We start from the raw sequence: 23,802 nt of genomic DNA, 5'->3' as shown, positions 1-23,802 counted from the left end.
ACATTGCCAGACACCCCATAGAAAGCGCCCGTACAGACACCTGTACGGGCGTTTTGCTTTATGCGCCCCGGACAACTCCACGCTCTTCCTTGCAGATCTACTCGGTTGGCAACCGATTAAGGATCTTTCGCGCGTAGTCGATCGTTTCACTCGCGGTCAACCCAATCGCCGCGGCAAATTCTTGCCGCCACAAATCTGCACCAGCGCCGTGCAGAAATACGCCAAATTTTGCTGCTTCCAGTGAGCTCATGCCTTGAGCGATCAACGCAGCGATCATGCCGCCCAGGATGTCTCCTTGTCCTGCGGCAGCGAGTGCGGCATTGCCCGAACCATTGATGCTCACGCACTTGTTGTCGCACACCACGGTCCCCGAACCCTTGAGTACGATAACGGCCTGATAGCGCTGAGCCAGTTCTTGTGCCGCCTCGAGGCGGTCTTGCTGCACTTGAGATGTTGGGCAAGCCAGCAATCTGGCCGCTTCGGCAGGATGGGGGGTGAGGATCGCAGGGACATGACGTTCGGCACACAATCGGGCCAGTTCGGGCTGACTGGACAATACATTAAGCCCATCCGCATCCAGTACCAGGGGCTCCTGCCGACCGAGTAATCCCGCGACAAGATCAATGGCTTCCGGGCTTTGCCCCAATCCAGGCCCTGCTAACCAGACGTCATGCGATTGGTTGAGTGTCTCTCGCGCGGTGGTCAGCATGAGTTCCGGCGCGACGAGGTCTACGGCCAAGGCTGAACCCAGTAAGCCCACCCGTACTTTGCCGGCTCCTAGTCGTAGTGCCGCCCGGCCCGCCAGCAGCGGGGCGCCGGCCATTCCCGCCGCACCGCCCAGAATTCCCAGCGTACCGTAGCTTCCTTTATGACTAGCTTGATACCGTTGCAACTTCGGCGGTAGCGTATCAGGTTGATAAAGTTGTAGATCTCCGGTTGGAAACGCATTGGCCGGAATATCCAGATTGAAAACCAATACCTGGCCGCCATAATCCTGACCTTCTGCTGTGTGCAGGCCAGGTTTGTCACCAATAAAAGTCAACGTGGTGTGCGCGTGTAATGCCTTGCCACGAATGGCGCCAGTGTCCGCATCCAGACCACTTGGAATATCAAGGGCGATGACTTTTTGCCCGCTGGTTTCAATTCGCGTGAACAGGTTGGCAACTGTCTCCGGGACGTCCCGGCTAAGCCCGATGCCAAACAGCGCGTCAATGACGAGATCATTGTGCTCATCCCAGCTGTCGTCAAGCGTGCCACCGGCGCGATGCCATAGTTCCAGGGCTCTGGCTGTCGGGGCGGAGGCCGCACGGCTACTGCCAAGATAGTGCACCCTGACCTTGTAGCCGCCTTCTTTGAGGTGGCGCGCTACGGTCAGGCCATCGCCGCCGTTATTGCCTGGGCCAACCAGCACCACCACGCGGGTTTCCTGCGGAAAACGCGCCGCCACCCATTGCGCCGCCGCCAAGCCTGCTCGCACCATTAACTGGGCGCCTGCCGCGACCTGGGTTTGTTCGATGTGACGTGTGGTTTTGCTGTTGTATAGATCGTGAGTCATGGCCGGGCCTGCCTCATTACATTAAAGCAGTTACGGCCCCGCAGGGCCGCATCAGGTCAGAGCATCAAGGCACTCAGAGTGCGGTCCTGTGCCAGCAAAGCCAGGACATCATCCAGACTGGCTCGCTCTTTTTCTTCGCGTCTGGGGTTCTGGCGCTCAGCAAGCCGCGGACGTACATGCAGTTTGACTTGCGTATCGTCATACCAGAACGCCAGTGTCGGGTAGAGCGCATGGCGGTGGGTTGGGGGCGGTTCCAGATGCTGATACTCGATCCGCTCATTCAAGAGAAATATCTCAACGCTCTTGGGGTCGTCGGTATACATCAGCAGGTTGATATCAGAATGACTACCCGCAACACCAGATAGCACAGAACCTGTTAGCCAGGGATTAAAGCTGCGCAATAACCGCATGACCGTCGCTGCTTTCTGTCGCAATTCCTGCAGACAGCCGTCGTGTTCGGGCTGGTAGATAGCACGATAACTGGCCAGTGCGTCCTCAATTTCCTGATTGGAGGGCAGAACATGCGCATCCGAAACCCCTAAATGGCGCGCGGCTTTTTTCTTGGCTAGCGCAAAGTCATGCATATGGTCTTCGGCGATCAGGCGAGCGGCATGATGTGCTATTTCGGCGCGCAAGGTCAGGGTGTGACGGTCGGCTGAAAAAGATTTACCCATGATGGCGGTTCTCCAGGTGGCGGTCAGGGCGGTTGAGCATGGCAACCAATTGCCGTCTGTGGCTGCGGGGATCAGGGCTGTCGCTGGGTGGGAACCTCCGGGAATGGTCTCGGGGGAGTAAGAGCCTGAACCGATTCAAGCTCTTACTGCATAACAGTAAATCATAGCGCGAAATTACGCGAATCCGGTTTGCTTGCTCCTGTCTAAAAAAGCAGGTCTTTGATTTCATCAAGCGGCTGGGAGGCGACTGAGCCGCTACCTAAACCCAACTCCGGGTTGGTCTGCGTGTATTCAGCAAAGAAGTATTCTGTGCGATCGCCTTTCTCGGTCTGGATGGTTTGCGCAACAACACCATCCGGAACGGGATATTGTCGTTCTGGCGTATCTGCCAGTGCTTTGCCCATGTAGTTGATCCAGATGGGCAATGCGGCCGCGCCACCGGTTTCTGAGCCGCCCAGAGAGCGGGGTTGATCAAACCCGACCCAAGCCACCGTGACTACGTCCGGAGTGAAGCCTGCAAACCATGCGTCATGGGTGTCATTGGTGGTGCCTGTCTTGCCAGCCAGATCCATGCGCCCCAGCACGCGGGCTTTGCTACCAGTCCCGTAGCGCACGACGTCTTGCATCATGCTGGTCATCACAAAGGCGTTACGAGCCTCTAGCGTGCGTTTGGCATTCTGACCAGCCACTTGGGGCGCAGTTTGTGCCACCAGGTTACCCCGCGCATCGAGGATCTTGTCGACGTACCACGAATAAACACGATAGCCGGTATTTGAGAATACAGAATAACCTTCCGCCAACTGCAAGGGAGTGACGCTACCGGCACCCAGCGCCATGGTCAGGTACGCCGGGTTCTGCTGAGGCGTGAAGCCAAAACGGGTGTCAAATTGCTGCGCGTACTGAGGGGTGATTGACTGCAGAATACGGATCGACACCAGGTTCTTGGAATGCGTCAGCGCATTACGAACTGTCATCATCCCTTCGTATTTGCCGTCATAGTTCTTGGGTTCCCATTTCTGCCCTCCAACCTGGTCCGGGTTAATAACGATAGGTGCATCGTTGATCAGTGTGGCCGGAGTGACGCCTTTTTCCAGTGCCGCGGAGTAGACGAATGGCTTGAAGCTGGAGCCAGGCTGGCGCCAAGCCTGGGTGACATGGTTGAAGTTATTGCGGTTGAAGTCATAACCGCCCACCAACGCTTTGACCGCGCCATTCTGGCTATCCAGTGAAACCAGCGCGCCTTCAACTTGCGGGAGTTGTGAAATGGCCCAGCCATCATCCTGTTTGACCACGCGGATGATGGCGCCCGGGCGGATGCGTGCCGTCGGGTTGGCTTTGTCAGTCAGTGCAAAGCGGGCGAATTTGAGGCCGTCGCCTTCAATGGTGATTACCTCGCCGCCTTTGAGCCAGGCCTTCACGCTCTTCGGAGATGCATTTTGCACAATGGCTGCTAGTTGTTCGTCCGAATCCTTGATGTCAGTAGTTGCATCGTCCAGGGCTTCTTCATTACCAGCATTGAAAAGTTCTGGGTCTATAAAGCCTTCAGGGCCCCGATAACCATGACGGATATCGTAATCAATGAGTCCTTTTCGCAGCGCAAGATACGCGGCTGTCTGGTTCTTGCTGTCGAGCGTCGTGTAAACCTTGAATCCGGCGGTGTACGCGGCATCCTTGTAACGGTCGAACATCATTTGCCGTACGGATTCGGCCACGTAGTCGGCGTGTACCGGGAAATCCTGGATCATGCGCTTGATGGTAAGGGGGGTGGTCAGTGCGGTGTTGTACTGTTCGTCGGTGATGAAATGCAACTCGTGCATGCGCCGTAATACATATTGCTGGCGTAATGTAGCGCGTTTGAAATTAGCAACTGGATTGTAGACTGAAGGGCCCTTGGGCAACCCGGCCAGCATGGCAGCTTCAGCAACATTTATTTGTTTGAGGTCTTTGCCGAAATAAGTTTGTGCAGCAGATGCAAAACCGTATGCACGCTGACCGAGATAAATCTGGTTCAGATAAAGTTCCAGAATCTGGTCTTTGGAAAGATTGTGTTCGATTTTGAATGCAAGCAGCGCTTCGTTGAATTTGCGCGTTAATGTTTTTTCGTTTGACAGATAAAAATTGCGGGCTACCTGCATGGTGATGGTGCTGGCGCCGGACTGGACATGTCCGGGAATCATGTTGCCAATCATTGCGCGTGCAACGCCCATGTAATCAACGCCACCGTGCTGGTAAAACCGCTCGTCTTCTGCGGCCAGCAAAGCTTGTTTCATTACGAGGGGAACCTGGTCTATCGGTACAAATGCGCGACGTTCTTCGCCGAATTCGCCGATTAACACCTGATCAGCGGTATATACACGCAACGGAATTTTGGGGTGGTACTCGGTTAAAGCTTCGAGTGAAGGTAATCTGGGGTAGGTCAGAAGGACGGCAAAAAAGACCAGACCGACGGCAAAAAGAATAAGTCCGGAGAAGATGCCAAGGCAAATTAACAGAATTCGTTTTGTCATTTTCTTCATTAAAGGCTGCATTACAAAGTTTTTAAGATATAGGCAGCCTGTTGCAAAAATAAACGTAAATACCAGGCGCTTCTTTACAGGTCTGGCCGCAGCTTGTTAGGATTTTCACGCATTCTGACAGCATACCATCCTACTTTCCTGTTTTTAAAAGGAAATTGTGTTGAATCTCGACTTTCTCAAACCAAAGGCGCCGCCGTTGATCGGAGTGGATATCAGCTCCTCGGCCGTCAAGATGGTCGAACTGGGTCAAACCGGGCGCAACTATAGCCTCGAGCGCTATGTGATCGAACCACTGCCGAAAGACGCTGTGACCGATGGCAACATTGCCAATATGGAAGCAGTGGGTGAGGCCGTGCGTCGCGCATGGAAGCAGATGGGTACCCGTTTGAAAAACGTGGCGATTGCCTTGCCGGCAGCGTCCGTCATCACCAAGAAAATTCTGGTGCCCGGTGATCTGTCCGAACGTGATCTGGAAACGCAGGTTGAAACCGAAGCGAACCAGTACATCCCCTTTTCGCTGGATGAGGTGAACCTTGACTTCCAGGTGCTGGGCGCTGCGCCCAATGTGCCGGAAGAAAACGAAGTCCTCATCGCTGCTGCCAAGAAAGAAAAGGTGGAAGAGCGCGTGGCCGCGATTGAACTGGCCGGTCTGAAAGCACTGGTCGTGGACGTTGAGTCATACGCCACCCAGGCCGCGTTCGAGTTGATGCGCCCGCAACTGCCCAACAATGGTGACAACCAGATCGTGGCCGTGGTGGACATCGGCGCTACCGCCATGCACATGAATATTTTCAAGGATGGTCAATCGATTTACAGCCGCGATCAAGCCTACGCCGGCAATCAGTTGACCCAGGAAATCCAGCGCAAGTTCAACATGTCTTCCGAAGAGGCCGAGTCTTCCAAGAAGCAGGGCGGTCTGCCGGAAAACTACGAGCCGGAAGTACTGCAGCCGTTCATGGATACCATGGCGCTGGAAATTTCCCGCTCCTTGCAGTTCTTCTATACATCCAGCAACTACAACACGGTCGACCATATTTTGCTGGCCGGCGGTTGCAGTGCCATTCATGGTCTTGATGATGCGGTGTCGAGCCGTACCCAGGTAACCAGCACCATGCGCGCCAATCCGTTCTACGGTATGGCGACGGGTAAGGTGCGTGGCAAGCAGATCCAGCTGGATGCTCCTTCTTTGTTGATCGCATGTGGTCTGGCCATGCGGAGGTTTGACCCGACATGATCCGCATTAACCTGTTACCACACCGGGAAGAGGCGCGCAAAGCGCGGCACAACCGGTATATGGCGATGCTGGCCATCGCTTTTGCTGCCGCTGCGGGCGTGGTGGCCCTTGGCTATTTTTATTATCAGTCCCGCATTGATACCCAGACCGAGCGTAATCAGTTCCTGACTCAGGAAAATGCCAAGCTGGATCAACAAATTGCAGAAATTGACAAACTGAAGCAGGAAAAGCAGCAGTTGCTTGACCGCAAGAAAGTGGTAGAGCGCCTGCAGGCTAACCGTTCTGAAGACGTGAAGATGCTTGACCAGCTCACGCGCCAGACACCGGAAGGCATTTACCTTAAGAACGTCAAACAAACCGAGATGGTGCTTAACCTCAATGGTTACGCGCAGTCTAACGCCCGCGTTTCGACCTACATGCGCAACCTGGCAGACTCGCCTGTGTTTGAGCAGCCAACGCTGATCGAAGTGAAGTCGGCGCAAGTAGGCAATCAGCGTTTGTCTGAGTTCACGCTGACTGTACGTCTTGCCCGACCCAAGGATGACGCATCTGGCCCGGCTCCTGCACGTAGTCCTGCATCTGCGCCTGGAGGTGCCAAATGACCCTTGATGAATTGCGAAATCTTGACCCCAAGGACATGGGGAACTGGCCGCGTGCGGCGCAGATCGGTCTGATTGTTGTGTTGGTGGTGGTGGTGTTGGTCGCTGGTTATTTTCTGCTCTGGAGTGACCAGATGGATGAACTGGCCACCGGCCAGCAGCAGGAAGAGGCGCTCAAGGCCCAGTATCTGGATAAGGCCCAGAAGGCGGCCAACCTGGAGGCCTACAAGCAACAGCTGAAAGAAATTCAGGACTCATTCGGCGTGCTGTTGCGTCAGTTGCCGACCAAGTCGGAAATGGAAACGTTGCTGACCGAAATCAACCAGGCTGGTGTTGGTCGCGGTTTGCAGTTTGACCTTTTCAGACCGCAGGCTGAAACCAAGACCGCTGAGTTTGCGGAGATGCCGATCGATATCCGCATTACCGGCAGCTATCACGATCTGTCCGCCTTTGTGAGTGACGTGGCGCAACTGTCGCGCATTGTGACATTGACCAACATTGAGCTGACGGTGCCGAAGTCCCCCGACACATTGGCCATGGCTGCTGTGGTGAAGACTTATCGCGCACTGGATGATGCGGAGCAGCAACAGGTGCGTCAGGCTGAAGTCGACGCGAAGAAGAGGACACGATGAGTATTCCACGCATGGAACATCAGCATAAACGCATGATGCTGCGCGGCCTCGCTGTGTCGATGGTTGCGTTGCTGCTCGCCGGTTGTTTTGGCGATGAAAACAGTGATTTGAAGGCCTGGATGCGTGAGCGTTCAGAAGGCATGCGCGGCCATATTGAACCCCTGCCTGAAGCGCGTCAGTACACGCCTTTTGCTTATAACGCGTTCGATGTGGCCGATCCGTTCAATCCACACAAGATGGATGCCGCCCGCAAGAACAACAGCGCCATGGCACCCGATACCAACCGGCCCAAGGAAGCGCTGGAAAACTACGATCTGGAAAAGCTGACATTCGTTGGCACGCTGCAGCAGGCCAAGACGATACAAGCGTTGATTCGTGCGCCTGACGGTAATTTGTATCGAGTCAAGGTCGGTAACTATATGGGGCAGAACTTCGGCAAGATCATGGCGATCACCGATGCCGAAGTGAAGCTGAAAGAAATCGTCGAAGACAGTGGTGGAGACTGGGTGGAGCGCGATACGTCGCTTCCCCTGCAAGAGGCGGAGCTAAAGAAATGATCAAGGCATCTAACCTGCAACGAGTGTTGCTGGCCAGTGGCTTGCTGGTGGCATCATGGGCGTTTGCGGCAGATATCACCGCCGTGGATGTAACCACAGTCTCTGCTGAAAAGCAGGTCATCAAGCTGACTTTCAACGGTGATGTACCTACGCCGACCAGTTTTTCGGTGAATACGCCGCCGCGTATCGCTTTTGATTTTGCCGGTACAGGTAATCAGGCGGGCAAGAACACGGTTCAGGTCAACGGTAGCGCACTGCGACTGATTAACCTGGCTGAAGGCTCGGGCCGCACTCGCGTGGTGTTGAACCTGCAAAAGCAGGCCGGCTATACCACCAAGGTCGACGGCAAGACGTTCCTGATTACGCTGGATGGGGCTCAGTCTGCCAACGCAGGCGAAGCGCGTCCGGTGCATTTCTCTGATGTGAAACCATCTGCGACCACCCAGTCGATCAAGGGCGTAGACTTCCGCCGCGGTCAAAATGGCGAAGGCCGCCTCGTGGTGGACTTGTCTGATCCCAACGTAGGTATCGACATCAAGCCACAAGGCAAGAGCCTGGTGGTTGATTTCACCAAAGCCACGTTGCCTAAATCCCTGGAGCGCCGTCTTGATGTGACCGACTTTGGCACGCCAGTGAACAAAGTCGACGCATTCAGTCTGGGTGACAACGCCCGCATGGTGATTGAACCCAAGGGGAACTGGGAATACTCGGCGTACCAGACCGAAAACCGCTTCATTGTTGAAGTGCGCACGAAGGTTGATGACGACAAGCTGGCCAAGGTCAAACCGGCCTATAAGGGCGAGAAGCTGTCGCTCAACTTCCAGAACGTAGAAATTCGCACCGTTCTGCAAGTGATTGCCGAATTTACCGGCCTGAACATCATCACCAGTGATTCGGTGAGCGGTAACCTGACGTTGCGTCTGAAAGACGTACCTTGGGATCAGGCACTGGACATCATTCTGCAAGCCAAGGGTCTGGATCAGCGTCGCAGCGGTAACGTGCTGTGGATTGCCCCGCGCCAGGAACTGGCCGACAAGGAAAAGCAACAGTACGAAGTCCAGAAGGCTACCGATGATCTGGAGCCGACCCGTACTGAGTCGTTCCAGTTGAAGTACCAGAAGGGCGATGACATCAAGAAGATGCTCACCGATGGCCAGCAAATGCTGTCCAAGCGCGGTAGTGTCGTGGTTGATCAACGTACCAATACGCTGTTTATCTCGGATGTCTCGAGCAAGCTGGAACAAGTACGCGGCATCATCAACAAGGTCGATATCCCGGTTCGCCAGGTGTTGATCGAAGCGCGTATCGTTGAAGCGTCCGACACGTTCAGCCGCGAATTGGGTGCACGTCTGGGTTGGGCTGCGTTGGGTCACACCGGTAATACAAATATCGGTACTGCGCCTAGCCTGAACAACTTCACGACAACCAATAGCGACGGTAGTACCACCAATATTGGCGGTGGCTCGACAAGCAATCTGCTGAACGTGAATTTGCCGGCAACTGGTCTGGGCGTGGGCAATGCTTCTACCTTCGCTCTGGTGGCTTCCAGCGCCAACTGGTTGCTGGGTCTGGAACTGTCGGCCCTCGAAGCCGATAGCAAAGGCAAGATTATCTCCAGCCCGCGTCTGGTAACGGCTGATCAGGTGGAGGCGGTGATTGAAGATGGTCAACAGATTCCGTACTCGCAAAGCGCGCAGAACGGTGCCACGACCATCGCCTTCAAGGACGCAACCCTGTCGCTGCGTGTCACGCCGCAGATCACGCCAGATGGCAATGTGATCATGGATGTGAAGGTGAACAAGGATAGCGTTGGCCAGAACACCACCAACGGTCCGGCCATCAATACCAAGCACATCGAAACCAAGGTGCTGGTTGAGAACGGCGGTACGATCGTGATCGGTGGTATCTACACCCAGACGCTGTCCAACTCGGTCGACAAGACGCCGCTGCTGGGCGATATCCCGGTGCTGGGTAATCTGTTCAAGTACAAGATTGATACCGACAACCGCGCAGAACTGTTGATCTTCATTACCCCGAAGATTCTGCAGTCTGATCTGACCCTGCGCTAAGTCGTTGATGTAACACCCTGGAAAAGGAGAGCTACGGCTCTCCTTTTTTGTTGCCTCTATGTGCGATGACGGCAGCTGTCGTCTGGCCAGCGTGCCTTGCTACGCCGGGTTCTGTACAATTGGCAATTATGAAAATGCCAGGCAACTTCTTCCTTGTCGGCCTGATGGGCGCGGGCAAGACTACGGTGGGTCGGGCGCTGGCGCGCGCGACCGGGAAAACCTTTTACGATTCCGATCATGAAATCGAGGCGCGTACGGGTGTGCGCATTCCCACGATTTTTGAAGTGGAAGGCGAAACCGGTTTTCGGGCACGTGAGTGCGCTGTGATTGCAGAACTGAGCACCATGTCGGATATCGTCCTCGCCACGGGCGGCGGTGCGGTGCTGAACCCGGACAACCGGGCCGCGCTGCGTCGCGGTGGTCTGGTGATCTATCTGCGTGCCAGCGTGGATGATCTCTACATGCGTACCGCGCACGACAAGAACCGTCCGCTGCTGCAAACCGCCAATCCCAAACAACGCCTGGCTGAACTGTTTGAAGTGCGCGACCCGTTGTACCGTGAAGTGGCAGACCTGGTCGTGGATACCAGTCGCCAGACCGTGCAGCATCTTACTCATCAACTTTTGCAGCAACTGGAACAGAAAGCGTATGCGCACCGTCAAGCTTGAACTCGGCCTGGATTCTTATGACATCGTGATCGGTCGTGGTCTTTTGGCCCAAGTGGAACGCATTACCGCGTTGTTGCCGCAAAAACGGGCTGCGATTGTCACCAATACCACGGTGGCTGCGTTGTATCTGGCGCCATTGCAAAAGGCGCTTGAAGCGGCTGGCGTGCAGATCATTCCGATCGTGCTGCCTGATGGTGAACAATACAAAACCTGGGAAACCCTGAATCTGATTTTTGATGGGTTGCTCACAGCGCGTGCTGAGCGCAAGACCACGCTGATCGCGCTGGGTGGCGGGGTGATTGGTGACATGACGGGTTTTGCTGCTGCGGTGTACCAGCGCGGCGTGCCGTTTATCCAGATTCCGACCACCTTGCTGGCGCAGGTAGATTCATCCGTGGGCGGCAAAACGGCCATCAACCACCCGCTGGGCAAGAACATGATTGGCTCGTTCTACCAGCCACAACTGGTGCTGGCCGATCTGGCCTCACTGGATACCTTGCCGGATCGCGAGTTCTCTGCCGGCATGGCTGAGATCATCAAATACGGTCTGATTGACGATCTGGCGTTCTTTGAATGGCTGGAAGCCAATATTGAACGGCTGATGGCACGCGATACCGATGCGCTGACTTACGCGGTTGAGCGCAGCTGCCAGAATAAAGCGCGCATTGTAGGTGAAGACGAGAAAGAACATGGCGTGCGTGCGTTGTTGAATCTCGGGCACACGTTCGGTCATGCCATCGAGACCGGTTTGGGTTACGGCGCCTGGTTGCATGGAGAAGCAGTTGCCGCCGGCATGGTGCTGGCAGCACGTGCCTCGCTCGAACTGGGTCAGATCACCGATGCAGACCTCGCGCGTATCATCGCATTGCTGGAAGAGGCCGGTCTGCCCACTGTGGCCCCGGCGCTTGGCTATGCGCGTTACGCCGAACTGATGGCGCAGGACAAAAAGGTGGACGCTGGCAAGATCAAGTTCATTGTGATGCGCAAACTGGGCGAGTCATATATTGGCACGCTCTCACCCGAAGTCATCAGCGCTGCGCTTCAGGCAGGGTGCTCTGATGACGCTGCCGCTTCCCGCGTGGCGTAGTCTTCCAGTGTTTCGTCCAGTGTGAGTCGCATCTGGTCGATCAGCTCGGCCAGATACTTGCCGTCATGCGTATACAACGGCGTGACGACATGCTCAAACACTTCTACCAGCTTGATGCGCTTGAGCGAAATGGCCGATACCCACGCGCCATCGCGTACTTGTTCCACCCAGCCTTTTTCCAGCATGCGTTCCAGCAATGCATGTGCGGTATCCAGCCCCAGGCTCACGTTACGCCGTAGCTGATTGATATGCATGATCTCGCCGCGATGGCGTGCGCGTGATAATTCAACCAGAATGCGCAACGATTGTTCGAACTTGGTCCCGGCATGGCTCTGCCAGGTCCAGGCATTGCCATGCCAGTATGACAAGCTTGCTGAAAACACAGCGCCGCCCAGTACGATCACCCAGCAGACATAGAGCCAGGTCAGAAAGATCGGGAAGCTGGCAAACGCGCCATAGACGAGTTTGAGCGTGACGAACTCATTGATGTACAAGCCGAACAGGCCCTTCATCAACTCCAGCAATATCCCCACTACCATACCGGCAGCAATAGCGTGGCGGCGCGGCACATAGCAATTGGGGATCATTTTGTACATCAGGCTAAGCATGGCAAAGGTGACCATGGTCGGGCCGATGCGGACGGTGCTGTCGAAGATGTGAAACCCGCCAATCAGGCCACGATGATAGAACCAGGACGTCATGGTCAGGCTCAACCCCAGGCCCAGCGGGCCCAAGGTGAGCGTGGCCCAATAGATGAGCGTACGCGTCAGTAGTTTGCGTTGTCGCCGTACTGCCCAGATCTGGTTGAAGGTCTTTTCAATATTGAACACCAGCAACAAGGCGGTGACCGCTAGCCCGATCGTTCCGAAAGCAGTCAGTTTTTCGGCGTTATCCGAAAACTGCTTCAGGTAAACGCTGATGACCTTGGCTGACGCGTCAGGCACCAGATTAATCACAATGAAATTGCGAAAGCGCGTGCTGTAATCGCTGAACATCGGGAACGCAGAGAACAGCGTTAGCGCAATGGTAAACAGCGGAATAATTGCCAGTAACGTGGTGTAGGTCAGACTGCCCGCAGTTTGCATGCAGCGGTCTTCCAGCAGGCGGCGACCGACGAATTTCAAGAAGCCGTACAGGCGGCGCCAGTGCTGTAAAGTCAGCCATGGCTGTAGCTGTTGTTGTGCCGACGAAAGAAATCGCATGGGCGTGGAAGCTTCCTGCATAAATGATGCTGTCAACGTTTGGCGGGAACTTATAATACGCGAGTTTAACCGTGTCGCCGCAATGTGGACTTGCCATTGTCATGGTGAAGTTCACATGCGTCGGAAACCCCCCGCTTGCTTTAACGGAGTTCTCTTTGGCCGACATTCTGGTTCTGTATTACAGCACGCACGGCGCGACGCGCCAGCTCGCCCAACTGATTGCCCGCGGCATTGACGCTGTGCCAGGCGCGCGTGCCCGCCTGCGTACGGTGCCGCGTGTCTCCACCGTGTGTGAAGCCACTGAGCCGGCTGTGCCGGAGTCGGGAGCACCTTACGTGACCGAGCAAGATCTGACCGAGTGTATTGGTATGGCGGTAGGCTGCCCGACGCGTTTTGGCAATATGGCGGCACCGATGAAGTACTTCTGGGATTCGACCATCAATGCCTGGCTATCCGGCCTGCTGGTGGGTAAACCCGCCAGCGTCTTTACCAGCACAGGGTCGATGCATGGCGGTAACGAGGCCACCTTGCTGACCATGATGATCCCGCTGCTGCATCACGGCATGATCATGGTGGGTGTGCCGTACTCTGAAGAAGCACTCTCTGCGACAGAAAGTGGTGGGACGCCCTATGGCGTCAGTCATATCGCTGGCGGTCGTGGAGAAAAGCCCGTCACTGAGCATGAACGAACGCTTGCCATTGCGCAGGGCAAACGGTTGGCGCAGATCGCACTCAAACTGGCCGCCGCATGACGACCGCAGACAAACGCGCCTGGGCGCAATGGACTGCCGTGATCAGCGTGCTGCTGCTTGTGGTGCTGTGTGTTGCCTGGGAGTTGTGGCTGGCACCAGCCCCGCCGGGGCGTGCATCGCTGGCGTGGAAAGCGCTGCCTTTGTTGCTTCCGTTGCGGGGGTTGCTGCATGGCCGGCGCTATACCTATCAGTGGGCTTCCATGTTTGTGTTGTTGTGGTGGACGGAAGGTCTGACGCGCGCATGGAGTGATCATGGGCTGTCACAGCAACTGGCGGTGCTGGAGGTCATCCTCAGTGCCGTGGCCTTTCTGGCGATTTCTTTCTATGCCAAGTGGACGCGTCCCAGCGTACTGGAAGCCGAGATTGAAGCAGCGGAAAAACAAAAACAGGCCTGATGCCTGTTTGATGGGGTAAAGCCTGCGGGGAAAATAATGCCGGAGCCGTTCAATTGGCGGGGAAGTGTTGCTTCCTGCCATTGAGGGTATCGAAACTTTCGGTAAAAGCTTCGCCCGAACTGCCTTTTGGGCAGTGGGTTTCCGGCAACACCGCAATATTTGAAGACGGCCCGCCCAGCGGGCCGTTTCATTTGCGCCGATGCGTCGATCAACGTCTTAAACGGGTTGCGGATGCGTACGCGTGATATTGGCGTGTAACTTGTTCACGGCAGAGATATAAGCCTTGGCGCTGGCCACCAGGATATCGGTGTCTGCACCCTGGCCATTGACCACACGGCCATCCTTGGACAAACGTACCGTCACTTCGCCCTGACTGTCAGTGCCCTGGGTGATCGCGTTGACCGAATACAGCTGTAATTCAGCCCCACTGTTGGCAATCGATTCAATGGCTTTGAATGCGGCATCAATCGGGCCGTCACCATTGCACTCAACCCGGTGTTCTTTACCGTTCTCATTCATGACCAGCGTAGCGCTCGGGGTTTCACCGGTTTCGGAGACCACTTTCAGCGATGTCAGGCGCCAGGTTTCCTGTTCCTTGTTCACCAATTCATCCGACACCAGGGCATGCAAGTCTTCATCGAAGATCTCGCGCTTGCGGTCAGCCAGGTCTTTGAAGCGAGCGAAGGCGGCGTTCAGCGCTTCTTCGCTGGCCAGTTCAATACCCAGTTCGGCCAGCTTGGTCTTGAAGGCATTGCGACCGGACAGCTTGCCCAGCGTCAGGCGGTTGGTCGACCAACCTACCGATTCCGCACTCATGATTTCATAGGTTTCGCGATGCTTGAGCACGCCGTCCTGATGGATGCCGGATTCATGCGCAAACGCGTTCGCGCCCACAATGGCCTTGTTTGGTTGTACCGGATAACCCGTGATGGTCGAAACCAGCTTGGAGGTTGGCACGATTTGCGTCGTGTCGATGCGGGTCTCTACCGCGAAGATATCCTTGCGGGTTTTCACCGCCATCACGATTTCTTCCAGGCTGGCGTTACCGGCACGCTCACCCAGACCGTTGATCGTGCACTCAACCTGACGTGCGCCGCCCAATACAGCGGAAAGCGAATTGGCAACAGACATGCCCAGATCGTCGTGGCAGTGTGCTGACCAGATCACCTTGTCGCCGCCTGGCGTAGCTGCAATCAGATTGCGGAAGAACGCTTCGGTAATGCCCGGGATGGCGTAGCCGACGGTATCTGGCACGTTGATGGTCCGCGCGCCGGCTTTGATGACTTCACCAAAAATATGGGCGAGGAAAGCCGGGTCAGAACGCAGCGCATCTTCGGCGGAGAACTCAACGTCATCCGTATATTCGCGCGCAATGGTCACAGCTTTGACAGCGGCTTCGACCACCTGGTCCGGATGCATGCGCAGCTTCTTTTCCATATGGATCGGGCTGGTCGCAATAAAGGTGTGGACTCGGCCACGTGCGGCAGGCGAGATGGCCTCGCCGGCGGCGCGCACATCACGCTCATTGGCACGGGCCAGCGAACAGATGGTGGATTCCTTGATCATGCCGGCAATGGTGCGGATCGATTCAGCATCGCCGGGGCTGGCAGCAGCAAAACCGGCTTCGATAATGTCTACACCCAGACGTTCCAGCTGACGGGCAATGCGGATTTTCTCTTCGCGGGTCATCGAGGCGCCGGGAGATTGCTCGCCGTCGCGCAAGGTGGTGTCGAAAATGTAAAGACGATCGCCCATGTTCGGTGTGCTCCGTGTAGCCGGTGCGGCATCTGCGCCGGTAAAAAACGACTGGATGTCAAAAGCGCGCCCTTGACTGGCGGCGAGCCGGGAAATGCGATTCAGTGCGGAGAGGGGCATGCTGCCGCGTTCGCGCCATTTGTAGATGGCGGCACGGGAGACAGGATCGTCGGGGAAGAGGCGGTTGAGGGCATCGGCCAGCTCGCTGGGGCCGCCAAATTGCTCAATCAAACGTTCAATGTCCACAGACATGTCATGCTCCAGACCAGTTATTGGGCTCAAGCATAAAACGCTGTGGACATTTGGTCAAACTGTTTTGTCCAATATTTGTCAAATCCTGGTGAGTTGCAGCACCGCATTCGACAGTTGGTAGACTTAATGTCTAATTTTGGCCGTTGCCGTGACCATTGCTGCCGTTATTCTGGCGTTCTACAGACTTCTTGCCCCGGCGCAGCAATTGCCACAGCGCCATGACATAGCCCGATGCGCCATAGGCCAGGAACAGGCAGAACAGTACTAGCGGCGGTTTGGCCACGATCAGCATCAACAGGAGCACCATCACCAGCAAGGCCACAAACGGCACGGTCTTGCGCATGTTGATTTCCTTGAAGCTCCAGAAGCGCACGTTAGACACCATGGTCAAGCCGGCAAACAACGTGAGCAGCAAGGCAAAGAAAGGTAGCGCATCGCTAATGGAAGATAACTCATCGGCGTATTCGTGGCTGATCCACACCAGACCGGCCACCAGCGCCGCAGCAGAGGGTGAAGGCAGGCCCTGGAACCAGCGCTTGTCACCGGTTTCGATATTGGTGTTAAAACGTGCCAGGCGTAGTGCAGCACCCGCGCAATAGACAAACGCCACCATCCAGCCCACTTTGCCGAACTCACGCAGTGCCCATTCGTACACCACGAGGGCTGGCGCCACACCAAACGACACCATGTCAGAAAGGCTATCGAATTCGGCGCCAAAGGCAGATTGGGTACGGGTCAACCGGGCCACCCGACCGTCCAGACCATCCAGAATCATGGCAATGAAAATAGCCACGGCGGCAGGCACGAACATCTTGTTCATGGACTGCACAATGGCGTAAAAGCCCGAGAACAAGGCTGCCAGTGTAAACAGATTAGGCAGCAGGTAAATGCTTTGACGGCGCAGCGTCTGACGGCGTAGTGCGATTGGACGTTTGGATTGCATAGGCGTATCCCTTGCTTGTTATAGGCGGTCGGTCGCTAACAGAACCATGCTGGCGGCAACGCCGTTTTGAATCAGTATGGTTGTGTTGGCGGTCCGGGCAATGCGCCCGGACTCGCTACAGCATCAGGCCAGTTCGGCCAGAATGGTTTCGGTGGCGGAAACCTTGTCACCAATAGTGACGCGCGCTTTGGCGGTCAACGGCAGATAGACATCTACGCGAGAGCCAAACCGGATGAATCCATAACGCTGGCCACGAGAGAGTTGATCGCCCACTTTCGCGTAACACAGGATGCGGCGGGCCACGAGGCCGGCAATCTGCACGAACGTCACTTGGGTGCCATCCGCAAGGCGGGCCAGCACTGCATTGCGTTCGTTTTCCCGGGATGCTTTGTCCAGCGCGGCGTTCAGGAAAGAACCTGCGTTGTATTCGATGTGTTCGATTGTGCCGTCAACCGGGCTGCGGTTGGAGTGCACGTTGAACACGTTCATGAATACGCTGATCTTGAGCGCTTCAACGTTGCGGTACGGGTCCATGGCTTTTTCGACCACAACGATGCGACCGTCTGCCGGGCTCAGAATGGCTTTGGGGGCTTGCGGGATCTCGCGTGCCGGGTCACGGAAGAACTGGATAACGAATACGGCGATGATCCAGAACGGAATCGACCAGGCCCCGGCCAGTGCGCTGACAACAATCGCCACGATCAGGCTGATGGCAATGAACGGCCAGCCTTCGCGGGCAAGGATAGGGTGAGGGTAGTGTCTGTTCAAATTATTCCCCGAGGGTCTGGGCGTGGCAGGCATCATAAAGGCGCCAGAGGCCGCGCTGATCACAAATAGTCAAATAGTAGATTGTAACCTGGGGGCCGGGGCTGCGGCATGCCGCATTGTGGTGCGGATGGCTAACCGGTCAGGATGGCCCGGTAAAGGCCATAGCAGAAAATGTCTTCCGGCTTGCCGCAGCTCACGCCCCATTGCGGACGCATGCCTTCACGCACAAAGCCGGCCTTTTCCAGCAATGCGATTGACGGTGCATTGCGGGTGAGCACGGTGGCATCAAGGCGCTGCAAGTTCATCTCGCCAAAGCCGTAGCGCAGCATGGCGCAGGCGGCCTCAAAAGCATAACCACGGCGCTGAAAGGGCAAAGCGATCCAGTAACCCAGTTCGGCGCGATGGCCTTGCCGGATATCATGCAGTTCCACGCAACCTATCAGTTGCTTGCCTTCCCGCAAACGCACAGCCAGATAAAGCGCCTGACTGGCCGCAAACAATCCGGGGTGGGTAGTAATCCACTCTGCCGCAGCGCCATCAGGGTAGGGGCAGGGCGCGTTATCCAGCATGCTGATCAGCGCATGCTCGCTTGCAAAGGCCTGCACGAGGGGTGCATCGGCCGCAGTAAAAGCACTTAGCGTCAGGTTTTGTGTATTGATTAAAGGAAAATCGCCCACGGCCTCATCCTTGCATTGGTGTGTGCAGGATAATGCGCGTGGGCGAGATCGCGTTGACTGGTCGGACTTATGGTCGGGCCAGACGCGAGTGATGACGCGAATACGCGAAATAAACCACAAAGCCGATAGCGATCCAGATGCCGAAGGCTTTCCAGGTGATGGGTTGCAGCGCGCTCATCAAGAACAGGCAGAACGCCACGCCCAGAAGGGGCACCACAGGAACGCCTGGGCAACGGAAGGCGCGGTGCAGGTCCGGGCGCGTTTTACGCAGCACGATCACGGCAATCGAAACCAGGGCAAATGCAGACAGCGTGCCAATGTTGATCAGCTCTGCCAGCACATTGAGTGGAATCAGCGCGCCGATAATACCGAATACAATGCCGACCACCCAGGTAGTGATAAACGGCGTGGCAAAGCGCGGATGAACCTTGGCCAGTACTGCGGGCAACAGGCCGTCACGGGACATGGCAAAGATCACGCGGGTCTGTCCGTACATCATCACCAGAATCACCGTGGTCATGCCCAGAATGGCGCCCAGATCGATAAACCCGGCGACCCAGTTCTGGCCCGCCACTTGTAGTGCCAGCGACACGGGATGATCCACGCCGGCAAATTGCTGGAACGGCACAATGCCGGTCATGATGGCAGAAACAGCAACGTAAAGGATGGTACATACCGAGAGCGAACCGATAATGCCGATGGGCAGATCGCGCTTGGGGTTTTTCACTTCTTCAGCCGCGCTGGATACAGCATCAAAACCGATAAAGGCGAAGAACAACAGGGCCGCTGCATTGAATACGCCATGGAACCCGAATGGCATAAATGGAGTCCAGTGCTCAGGCTTGACGTAACCCACGCCGACCACGATGAACAACAGGACGATGCCGATCTTGATCGCCACCATGATGTTGTTCAGTCTGGCGAAGCCAGAAACGCCAATCGACACTAGCGTGGTAATCAGCATCATGATGACAAAGGCGGGCAGATTAAACAGTGTTGCCTTGCCAGGAATGGCGCCAGGTGCAGCGGTCAGCGCAGTGGGCAGATCAACGCCGAACCCGTGCAGCAGCGACTGGAAGTACCCCGACCAACCTACCGACACGGCAGATGTGGCCAGACCGTATTCCAGCATCAGATCCCAGCCGATAATCCAGGCGACGATCTCGCCCAGCGCAGCATAGGAATACGCGTAGATGGAACCGGAAACCGGGATGGTTGAGGCAAACTCTGCGTAGGCCAGTGCGGACAAACCGCAGGCGATGGCGGCAATGACAAACGACAGCGTCAGCGCCGGGCCGGCGGTGAGTGCGCCCGTGCCGGTCAGCACGAAAATACCCGTGCCGATAATGGCGCCAATGCCCATGAGGACAAGGTCGGTTGGACCGAGTGCTTTTTTCAGGCCGGAAGCGCCGGATTCACTGACTGCGACCATCGCATCAATGTTTTTGGTACGAAAAATGCTCATGTGTTTTGCTTTCGAAGTTGCGTCGGGACCGCCAGGTGCCAAAGGGCACCTGCGAGCGGTCAGTGGCTCGCCTCGTGGGCTAACAGCTGCGGCGACAAATCATGAAACCGGGGTGTGGCCAGGACAACGCGCCGCGAGAGGAACCAGAACGCCAGTCATTACCGGTTAGTCCGGCTTGCTGGTGATGTCAAGATTCACTTGGAGGGGTACTCGCACAGTACACCCCCGATCGGGTGCTTGTAAGGTTGAAAATCCCCACTTGCTTTTTTCTGGAATTGCATGATTTGTATGCCATTTTTTGATCAAAATGTGGGTAATGTCGAAAAATTGCTCAAAGCTGATCAAAACGCAGGACAAGGAGAAACGGATGTGGGCTGACATTTGTTCGCAGCTGGCAGCGGCCACGGGCCGACCATTACAGTTTCATCGCGCTGATGTGGTGGCGGGCGGGGATATCAATGAAGCCTGGCGTTTGCGCACCAGCGCGGGTGACTGGTTCGTCAAACTGAACAACGCATTCCGCCACGATATGTTTGAGGCGGAACGCGCGGGCCTTGCGGCGATGGCGCGCGGTATCCACGTGCCATCGCCCGTGCTGTGCGGGGTGTCGGGCGAACATGCCTTTCTGGTGCTGGAATGGCTGGATCTGCGGCACAGGGGGGACGAAGTCGCGCTCGGGCGGCAATTGGCACAATTACACCGGCTGACGGCGCCCCACTTCGGGTGGCCACACGACAATACAATTGGTGCCACTCCCCAGCCCAATGGCTGGATGGACAATTGGCAGGATTTCTTCCGGGAACGCCGGCTGGGTCATCAGTTTGCCCTTGCCCAACGCCATGGCATCAGCTTGCGTAATACCCGCTTGCTCCTCGATTGCCTGCCGGCCTTTCTGGGAGATCATCACGTTGTTCCGTCGTTGCTGCATGGCGACTTGTGGGGCGGCAACGCAGCCTGGCTGGCTGACGGCAGCCCGGTGCTGTTTGATCCGGCTTGCTACTATGGAGATCGGGAAACCGATCTGGCACTGACCAGCTTGTTTGGTGGTTTCAGCAGCACGTTTTATGAGGCCTATCACGCCACCTGGCCGCTGCAACCGGGTTTTGAGCGCAGGCGGGACCTCTACAACCTGTACCACATGGCTAACCACGCCAACATGTTCGGCGGAGGATATATCCAGCGCACTCAGGCCATGATTGATGCGCTGATTGTGAACATTCAGGCTTGAGCTGATTTATTACCTCATCGTTTAATGCCTGCCCCGCGTTGTAACGCGGTCCACTGGATAAACACAGGGCCAAGCCCAGGCTCGGCAACGCCGGGCCCAGACTGGAGAATGCATGCAGGTTACCTTGCAGGCCATGATCAGCGCGCCGCCAGAGCGTGCCCCCGTTTTACTGCGCGAGCTGGTTGAGGCCATGCGGCCACGCCGGGTCGATGACACTCAGGCCGCCATCAATGGCGTGCGCTCGCTGGCCTATTTGCTGGAGCAATCTCCGGATATTCGCGCTGGTGTGCGTCGCTGCTTGCTGGCCGTCCTTTCACGCAGCGAACAAGTACAGTTCTTTGCCGACACCGGCATTTTATCCAACGAAAGTTTTTTCTCTGCCGTATCCCGGCGTATTGGTGATCGCCTGTTGCCGCCCGCGCCCAATCCAGGTTCCTTGCGCGATCTGTTTGGCGGCGTGTTCTATCACCATAATGACTATGTCTGGCTGGAGAGCGTGCCCCAGGACATCTGGTTTAGCCTGGGCAAGGCGCTGCATATTGAAGAAGAAACCAACGTCGAACAGATCATGCTGATTCGGGGTCAGTTGCTCGACGCGATTGAGGTCTTGTCGACCCGGATTGCAGCGATTGGTCTGGAGCCGGAAATCACCCGCAGCCAGCCAGAAACAAAACGCGCGGTCTCGCCTTTTGTGCAGCAAAACCTGGAAGTTCATAGCTTTATTGCCCACAACCTGAAGGCAATGACCGAGAAAACACTGCCGCAGGAAGACGAACGCCATATCCTGGTGTTGTTGGAGCAGTGTGAAGAAGTGATTGGCCGTGTGCGCAAATACGCCATGCGCAACGGGGTGTCGGTCAGCCTGACCTACCATCTGCTGCGCGTCACGCAACATATCGAGCGCCTCAAGGCGCTGTTGCGATTAGTGTCGATCACCCGGACACGTGAAAAGAGCGAAGCCATTCTGGGCATCAGTCTGACCCTGGTCCGCGCGGAAAACCGCAAGCATTCCCTGCGTGATGTGTTTGCCGAAAACACGGAGATGCTGGCGCTGCAGGTCACCGAACATGCCAGCCACACCGGCGGGCATTACATTGCAGAAAGCCGCAAGGAATGGCGCGGGATGTTCCGTTCCGCAGCAGGTGCCGGATTGATTGTCGGCTTTATGGCGCTGCTTAAACTGTTGTTTGCCAAGGCACACTTGCCGCTTTTGCTGGAGGCACTGGCGTTCGGTCTGAATTACGCCTTTGGTTTTATGCTGGTCCACATCCTGCATTTCACCATTGCCACCAAGCAGCCGGCCATGACCGCCGCACGCATCGCCGCCACCCTGCATGAAGGTACACGCTCAGGCAAGCTCAAACCGGGTGACATTGATGAACTCAGCGAGTTGATCATCAAGGTATTTCGCACTCAGTTCATCGCCATATTGGGCAACGTACTGGTGGTGTTGCCCACCGCGTTGCTGATTGCGCTGGCGTGGGTGTGGAGTACCGGGCACCCGGTGGTGGATGCCGATAAAGCCCAGCACTTGTTACACGATCTAAATCCGGTCGAGAGTCTGGCTCTGTTTCATGCCGGGATTGCCGGTGTATGCCTGTTCCTGGCTGGTTTGATCTCGGGTTACTACGACAACAAGGCGCTCTATAACCAGATCCCGCAGCGTATCGCCGCGCTACCCTGGTTGAACCGGTTGGCCGGCGAACAACGCGCGCGGCGTCTGGGCGACTATCTGGGCAATAACCTGGGAGCGCTAGCGGGTAACTTTTATTTCGGCATGATGCTCGGCACCATCGGCACGATTGGCGTGCTGTTGGGGTTGCCGATCGATATCCGCCACATTACTTTTTCATCGGCGTATCTCTCATTTGCGGCCGTGACCTTTGATTTTGCGCTGGACTGGCACGTGGTCGCGATCAGTGCGCTGGGTATTGCGCTGATCGGGTATATCAACCTGGTGGTCAGCTTCGGGCTGGCGCTGTGGGTGGCGCTGCGTTCACGCAAGCTGACCTTGCGTGCAACCCGGCCTATTGTCGGCCGCCTGTTGCGTCGCGCCGTGCGCCGTCCGCAGGATTTCCTGATCCCGCCGCGGCAGCCGGCAAAAGAAACCATCGTGACCGAATTGAAAGGGGAAAATGTTGTTGAATGGGTTCAACGTCGCCGTACAGGCACTGGTCGATGACGGCAAAGTGATCTGGCCGGACTTTCTGAACGAAGAAGAAGTCCGGCTTTTGCGCGCAGAAATGGACGCGCGCCGCACGCGCTTTCACGCAGCCGGTATTGGCCGGGAACAAGGTTACGTGCGCGACACGGGTATCCGTGGCGACGACGTGCTGTGGCTGGATAACGATGATCCGTCATTGCCGGTACCGGTGCTTGCGCGCCTGGAGGCATTGCGGCAGATATTCAACAGCGAGCTGTACCTTGGTGTCGCGGAATTTGAGGCTCATTTTGCGGTCTATCCTTCGGGAGGCTTTTACAAACGCCATCTGGATCAACACCGCAATGCGGATACCCGCGTGGTGACCTTCGTCCTGTACCTTAACGATGACTGGCGTGACACGGATGGCGGGCAGTTACGCATTTACCTGGATGGTCCGCAAAGGGGTACCTGGCAAGATGTCACGCCTTATGGCGGTACGCTGGTCCTGTTTTTGTCAGACCGCTTTGAGCATGAAGTCATTCCGGCCACGCGTGAGCGACGTTCATTGACGGGCTGGTTCCGGCGCCGCGCCATGTGAAAACTGGTGTGAATCTTGCGACGTCAGGCAAAC

General features: G+C 56.3%; 20 protein-coding genes and 1 pseudogene. 12 read left to right on the top strand and 9 right to left on the bottom strand.

The features are described from left to right. Window positions 1–97: 97 nt before the first annotated feature. The 3 genes from IEX44_RS18335 to IEX44_RS18325 all read right to left on the bottom strand — a co-directional run bounded on the left by IEX44_RS18335 (window position 98) and on the right by IEX44_RS18325 (window position 4,736). Window positions 98–1,555, bottom strand: a complete 1,458-nt coding sequence (locus tag IEX44_RS18335) for an NAD(P)H-hydrate dehydratase (RefSeq protein ID WP_188697513.1) — start codon at window positions 1,553–1,555, stop codon at window positions 98–100. A 56-nt stretch (window positions 1,556–1,611) separates the two neighbouring features. Beyond that, window positions 1,612–2,229 carry a nucleotidyltransferase family protein gene (locus IEX44_RS18330; RefSeq protein ID WP_188697511.1) on the bottom strand — a complete coding sequence of 206 codons (618 nt, stop codon included), beginning with the start codon at window positions 2,227–2,229 and terminating at the stop codon, window positions 1,612–1,614. A 203-nt stretch (window positions 2,230–2,432) separates the two neighbouring features. Continuing rightward, entirely contained in the window at window positions 2,433–4,736 is a 2,304-nt protein-coding gene (locus IEX44_RS18325) for a penicillin-binding protein 1A (protein ID WP_188697509.1), read from the bottom strand. Between the two features lie 166 nt (window positions 4,737–4,902). On the opposite strand from IEX44_RS18325, the gene IEX44_RS18320 reads away from it, so the two are divergent. The 7 genes from IEX44_RS18320 (at window position 4,903) to aroB (ending at window position 11,591) form a co-directional block, all read left to right on the top strand. Beyond that, window positions 4,903–5,979 (top strand): pilus assembly protein PilM, encoded by a 1,077-nt coding sequence (locus tag IEX44_RS18320; protein WP_373287804.1) that lies wholly within the window; start codon window positions 4,903–4,905, stop codon window positions 5,977–5,979. Continuing rightward, a complete protein-coding gene (locus IEX44_RS18315; RefSeq protein WP_188697505.1) occupies window positions 5,976–6,581 on the top strand; it encodes a PilN domain-containing protein in 606 nt (201 codons plus the stop codon). Before IEX44_RS18320 ends, IEX44_RS18315 begins: the two co-directional genes overlap by 4 nt. Beyond that, on the top strand, window positions 6,578–7,210 hold the full coding sequence (locus IEX44_RS18310) for a type IV pilus inner membrane component PilO (protein WP_188697503.1): 633 nt from the start codon (window positions 6,578–6,580) through the stop codon (window positions 7,208–7,210). Before IEX44_RS18315 ends, IEX44_RS18310 begins: the two co-directional genes overlap by 4 nt. Then, on the top strand, window positions 7,207–7,767 hold the full coding sequence (locus tag IEX44_RS18305; protein WP_229679293.1) for a pilus assembly protein PilP: 561 nt from the start codon (window positions 7,207–7,209) through the stop codon (window positions 7,765–7,767). The genes IEX44_RS18310 and IEX44_RS18305 overlap by 4 nt, the downstream gene beginning before the upstream one ends. After that, on the top strand, window positions 7,764–9,836 hold the full coding sequence (locus IEX44_RS18300) for a type IV pilus secretin PilQ (protein WP_188697501.1): 2,073 nt from the start codon (window positions 7,764–7,766) through the stop codon (window positions 9,834–9,836). Before IEX44_RS18305 ends, IEX44_RS18300 begins: the two co-directional genes overlap by 4 nt. A gap of 128 nt (window positions 9,837–9,964) precedes the next feature. Then, window positions 9,965–10,504: a shikimate kinase gene (locus tag IEX44_RS18295; RefSeq protein ID WP_505952481.1), complete on the top strand. Its 540-nt coding sequence runs from the start codon at window positions 9,965–9,967 to the stop codon at window positions 10,502–10,504. Beyond that, window positions 10,485–11,591 carry a 3-dehydroquinate synthase gene (gene aroB, locus IEX44_RS18290; protein ID WP_188697497.1) on the top strand — a complete coding sequence of 369 codons (1,107 nt, stop codon included), beginning with the start codon at window positions 10,485–10,487 and terminating at the stop codon, window positions 11,589–11,591. Before IEX44_RS18295 ends, aroB begins: the two co-directional genes overlap by 20 nt. Here the strand turns inward: aroB and IEX44_RS18285 are convergent. Further along, window positions 11,546–12,793: a YihY family inner membrane protein gene (locus IEX44_RS18285; protein ID WP_188697494.1), complete on the bottom strand. Its 1,248-nt coding sequence runs from the start codon at window positions 12,791–12,793 to the stop codon at window positions 11,546–11,548. The genes aroB and IEX44_RS18285 overlap by 46 nt on opposite strands. A 155-nt stretch (window positions 12,794–12,948) precedes the next feature. Between IEX44_RS18285 and wrbA the strand changes: the two genes are divergently transcribed. Both wrbA and IEX44_RS18275 read left to right on the top strand, forming a co-directional pair. Then, a complete protein-coding gene (gene wrbA, locus IEX44_RS18280) occupies window positions 12,949–13,545 on the top strand; it encodes an NAD(P)H:quinone oxidoreductase (RefSeq protein ID WP_188697491.1) in 597 nt (198 codons plus the stop codon). Then, on the top strand, window positions 13,542–13,940 hold the full coding sequence (locus IEX44_RS18275; protein WP_188697488.1) for a DUF2069 domain-containing protein: 399 nt from the start codon (window positions 13,542–13,544) through the stop codon (window positions 13,938–13,940). The genes wrbA and IEX44_RS18275 overlap by 4 nt, the downstream gene beginning before the upstream one ends. 216 nt (window positions 13,941–14,156) lie before the next feature. On the opposite strand, the gene IEX44_RS18270 is transcribed toward IEX44_RS18275, so the two are convergent. From IEX44_RS18270 to bcaP, 5 genes and pseudogenes are all read right to left on the bottom strand, one after another. Then, entirely contained in the window at window positions 14,157–15,947 is a 1,791-nt protein-coding gene (locus tag IEX44_RS18270) for a 2-isopropylmalate synthase (RefSeq protein WP_188697486.1), read from the bottom strand. 130 nt (window positions 15,948–16,077) lie between these two features. Continuing rightward, window positions 16,078–16,890, bottom strand: a complete 813-nt coding sequence (gene pssA, locus IEX44_RS18265) for a CDP-diacylglycerol--serine O-phosphatidyltransferase (RefSeq protein ID WP_188697483.1) — start codon at window positions 16,888–16,890, stop codon at window positions 16,078–16,080. Between the two features lie 129 nt (window positions 16,891–17,019). Beyond that, window positions 17,020–17,658: pseudogene (locus tag IEX44_RS18260) on the bottom strand (phosphatidylserine decarboxylase); the annotation flags it as partial. 131 nt (window positions 17,659–17,789) lie between these two features. Continuing rightward, window positions 17,790–18,335 carry a GNAT family N-acetyltransferase gene (locus tag IEX44_RS18255; RefSeq protein WP_188697477.1) on the bottom strand — a complete coding sequence of 182 codons (546 nt, stop codon included), beginning with the start codon at window positions 18,333–18,335 and terminating at the stop codon, window positions 17,790–17,792. Window positions 18,336–18,402: 67 nt separating this feature from the next. Beyond that, window positions 18,403–19,800 (bottom strand): branched-chain amino acid transporter BcaP, encoded by a 1,398-nt coding sequence (gene bcaP / locus IEX44_RS18250; RefSeq protein WP_188697474.1) that lies wholly within the window; start codon window positions 19,798–19,800, stop codon window positions 18,403–18,405. Window positions 19,801–20,167: 367 nt separating this feature from the next. Between bcaP and IEX44_RS18245 the strand changes: the two genes are divergently transcribed. From IEX44_RS18245 to IEX44_RS18235, 3 genes are all read left to right on the top strand, one after another. Next, window positions 20,168–21,028, top strand: a complete 861-nt coding sequence (locus tag IEX44_RS18245; protein ID WP_188697471.1) for a fructosamine kinase family protein — start codon at window positions 20,168–20,170, stop codon at window positions 21,026–21,028. A 112-nt stretch (window positions 21,029–21,140) separates the two neighbouring features. Then, on the top strand, window positions 21,141–23,210 hold the full coding sequence (locus IEX44_RS18240; RefSeq protein WP_188697468.1) for a site-specific recombinase: 2,070 nt from the start codon (window positions 21,141–21,143) through the stop codon (window positions 23,208–23,210). Then, window positions 23,170–23,769 carry a 2OG-Fe(II) oxygenase gene (locus tag IEX44_RS18235; protein ID WP_229679291.1) on the top strand — a complete coding sequence of 200 codons (600 nt, stop codon included), beginning with the start codon at window positions 23,170–23,172 and terminating at the stop codon, window positions 23,767–23,769. The genes IEX44_RS18240 and IEX44_RS18235 overlap by 41 nt, the downstream gene beginning before the upstream one ends. Window positions 23,770–23,802: the final 33 nt, after the last annotated feature.

This window comes from Silvimonas amylolytica (genome assembly GCF_014645555.1).
GTDB lineage: Bacteria > Pseudomonadota > Gammaproteobacteria > Burkholderiales > Chitinibacteraceae > Silvimonas > Silvimonas amylolytica.
The sequence above is the reverse complement of the archived record's forward strand: the minus strand, read 5'-3'. Positions and strand labels throughout refer to the sequence as shown.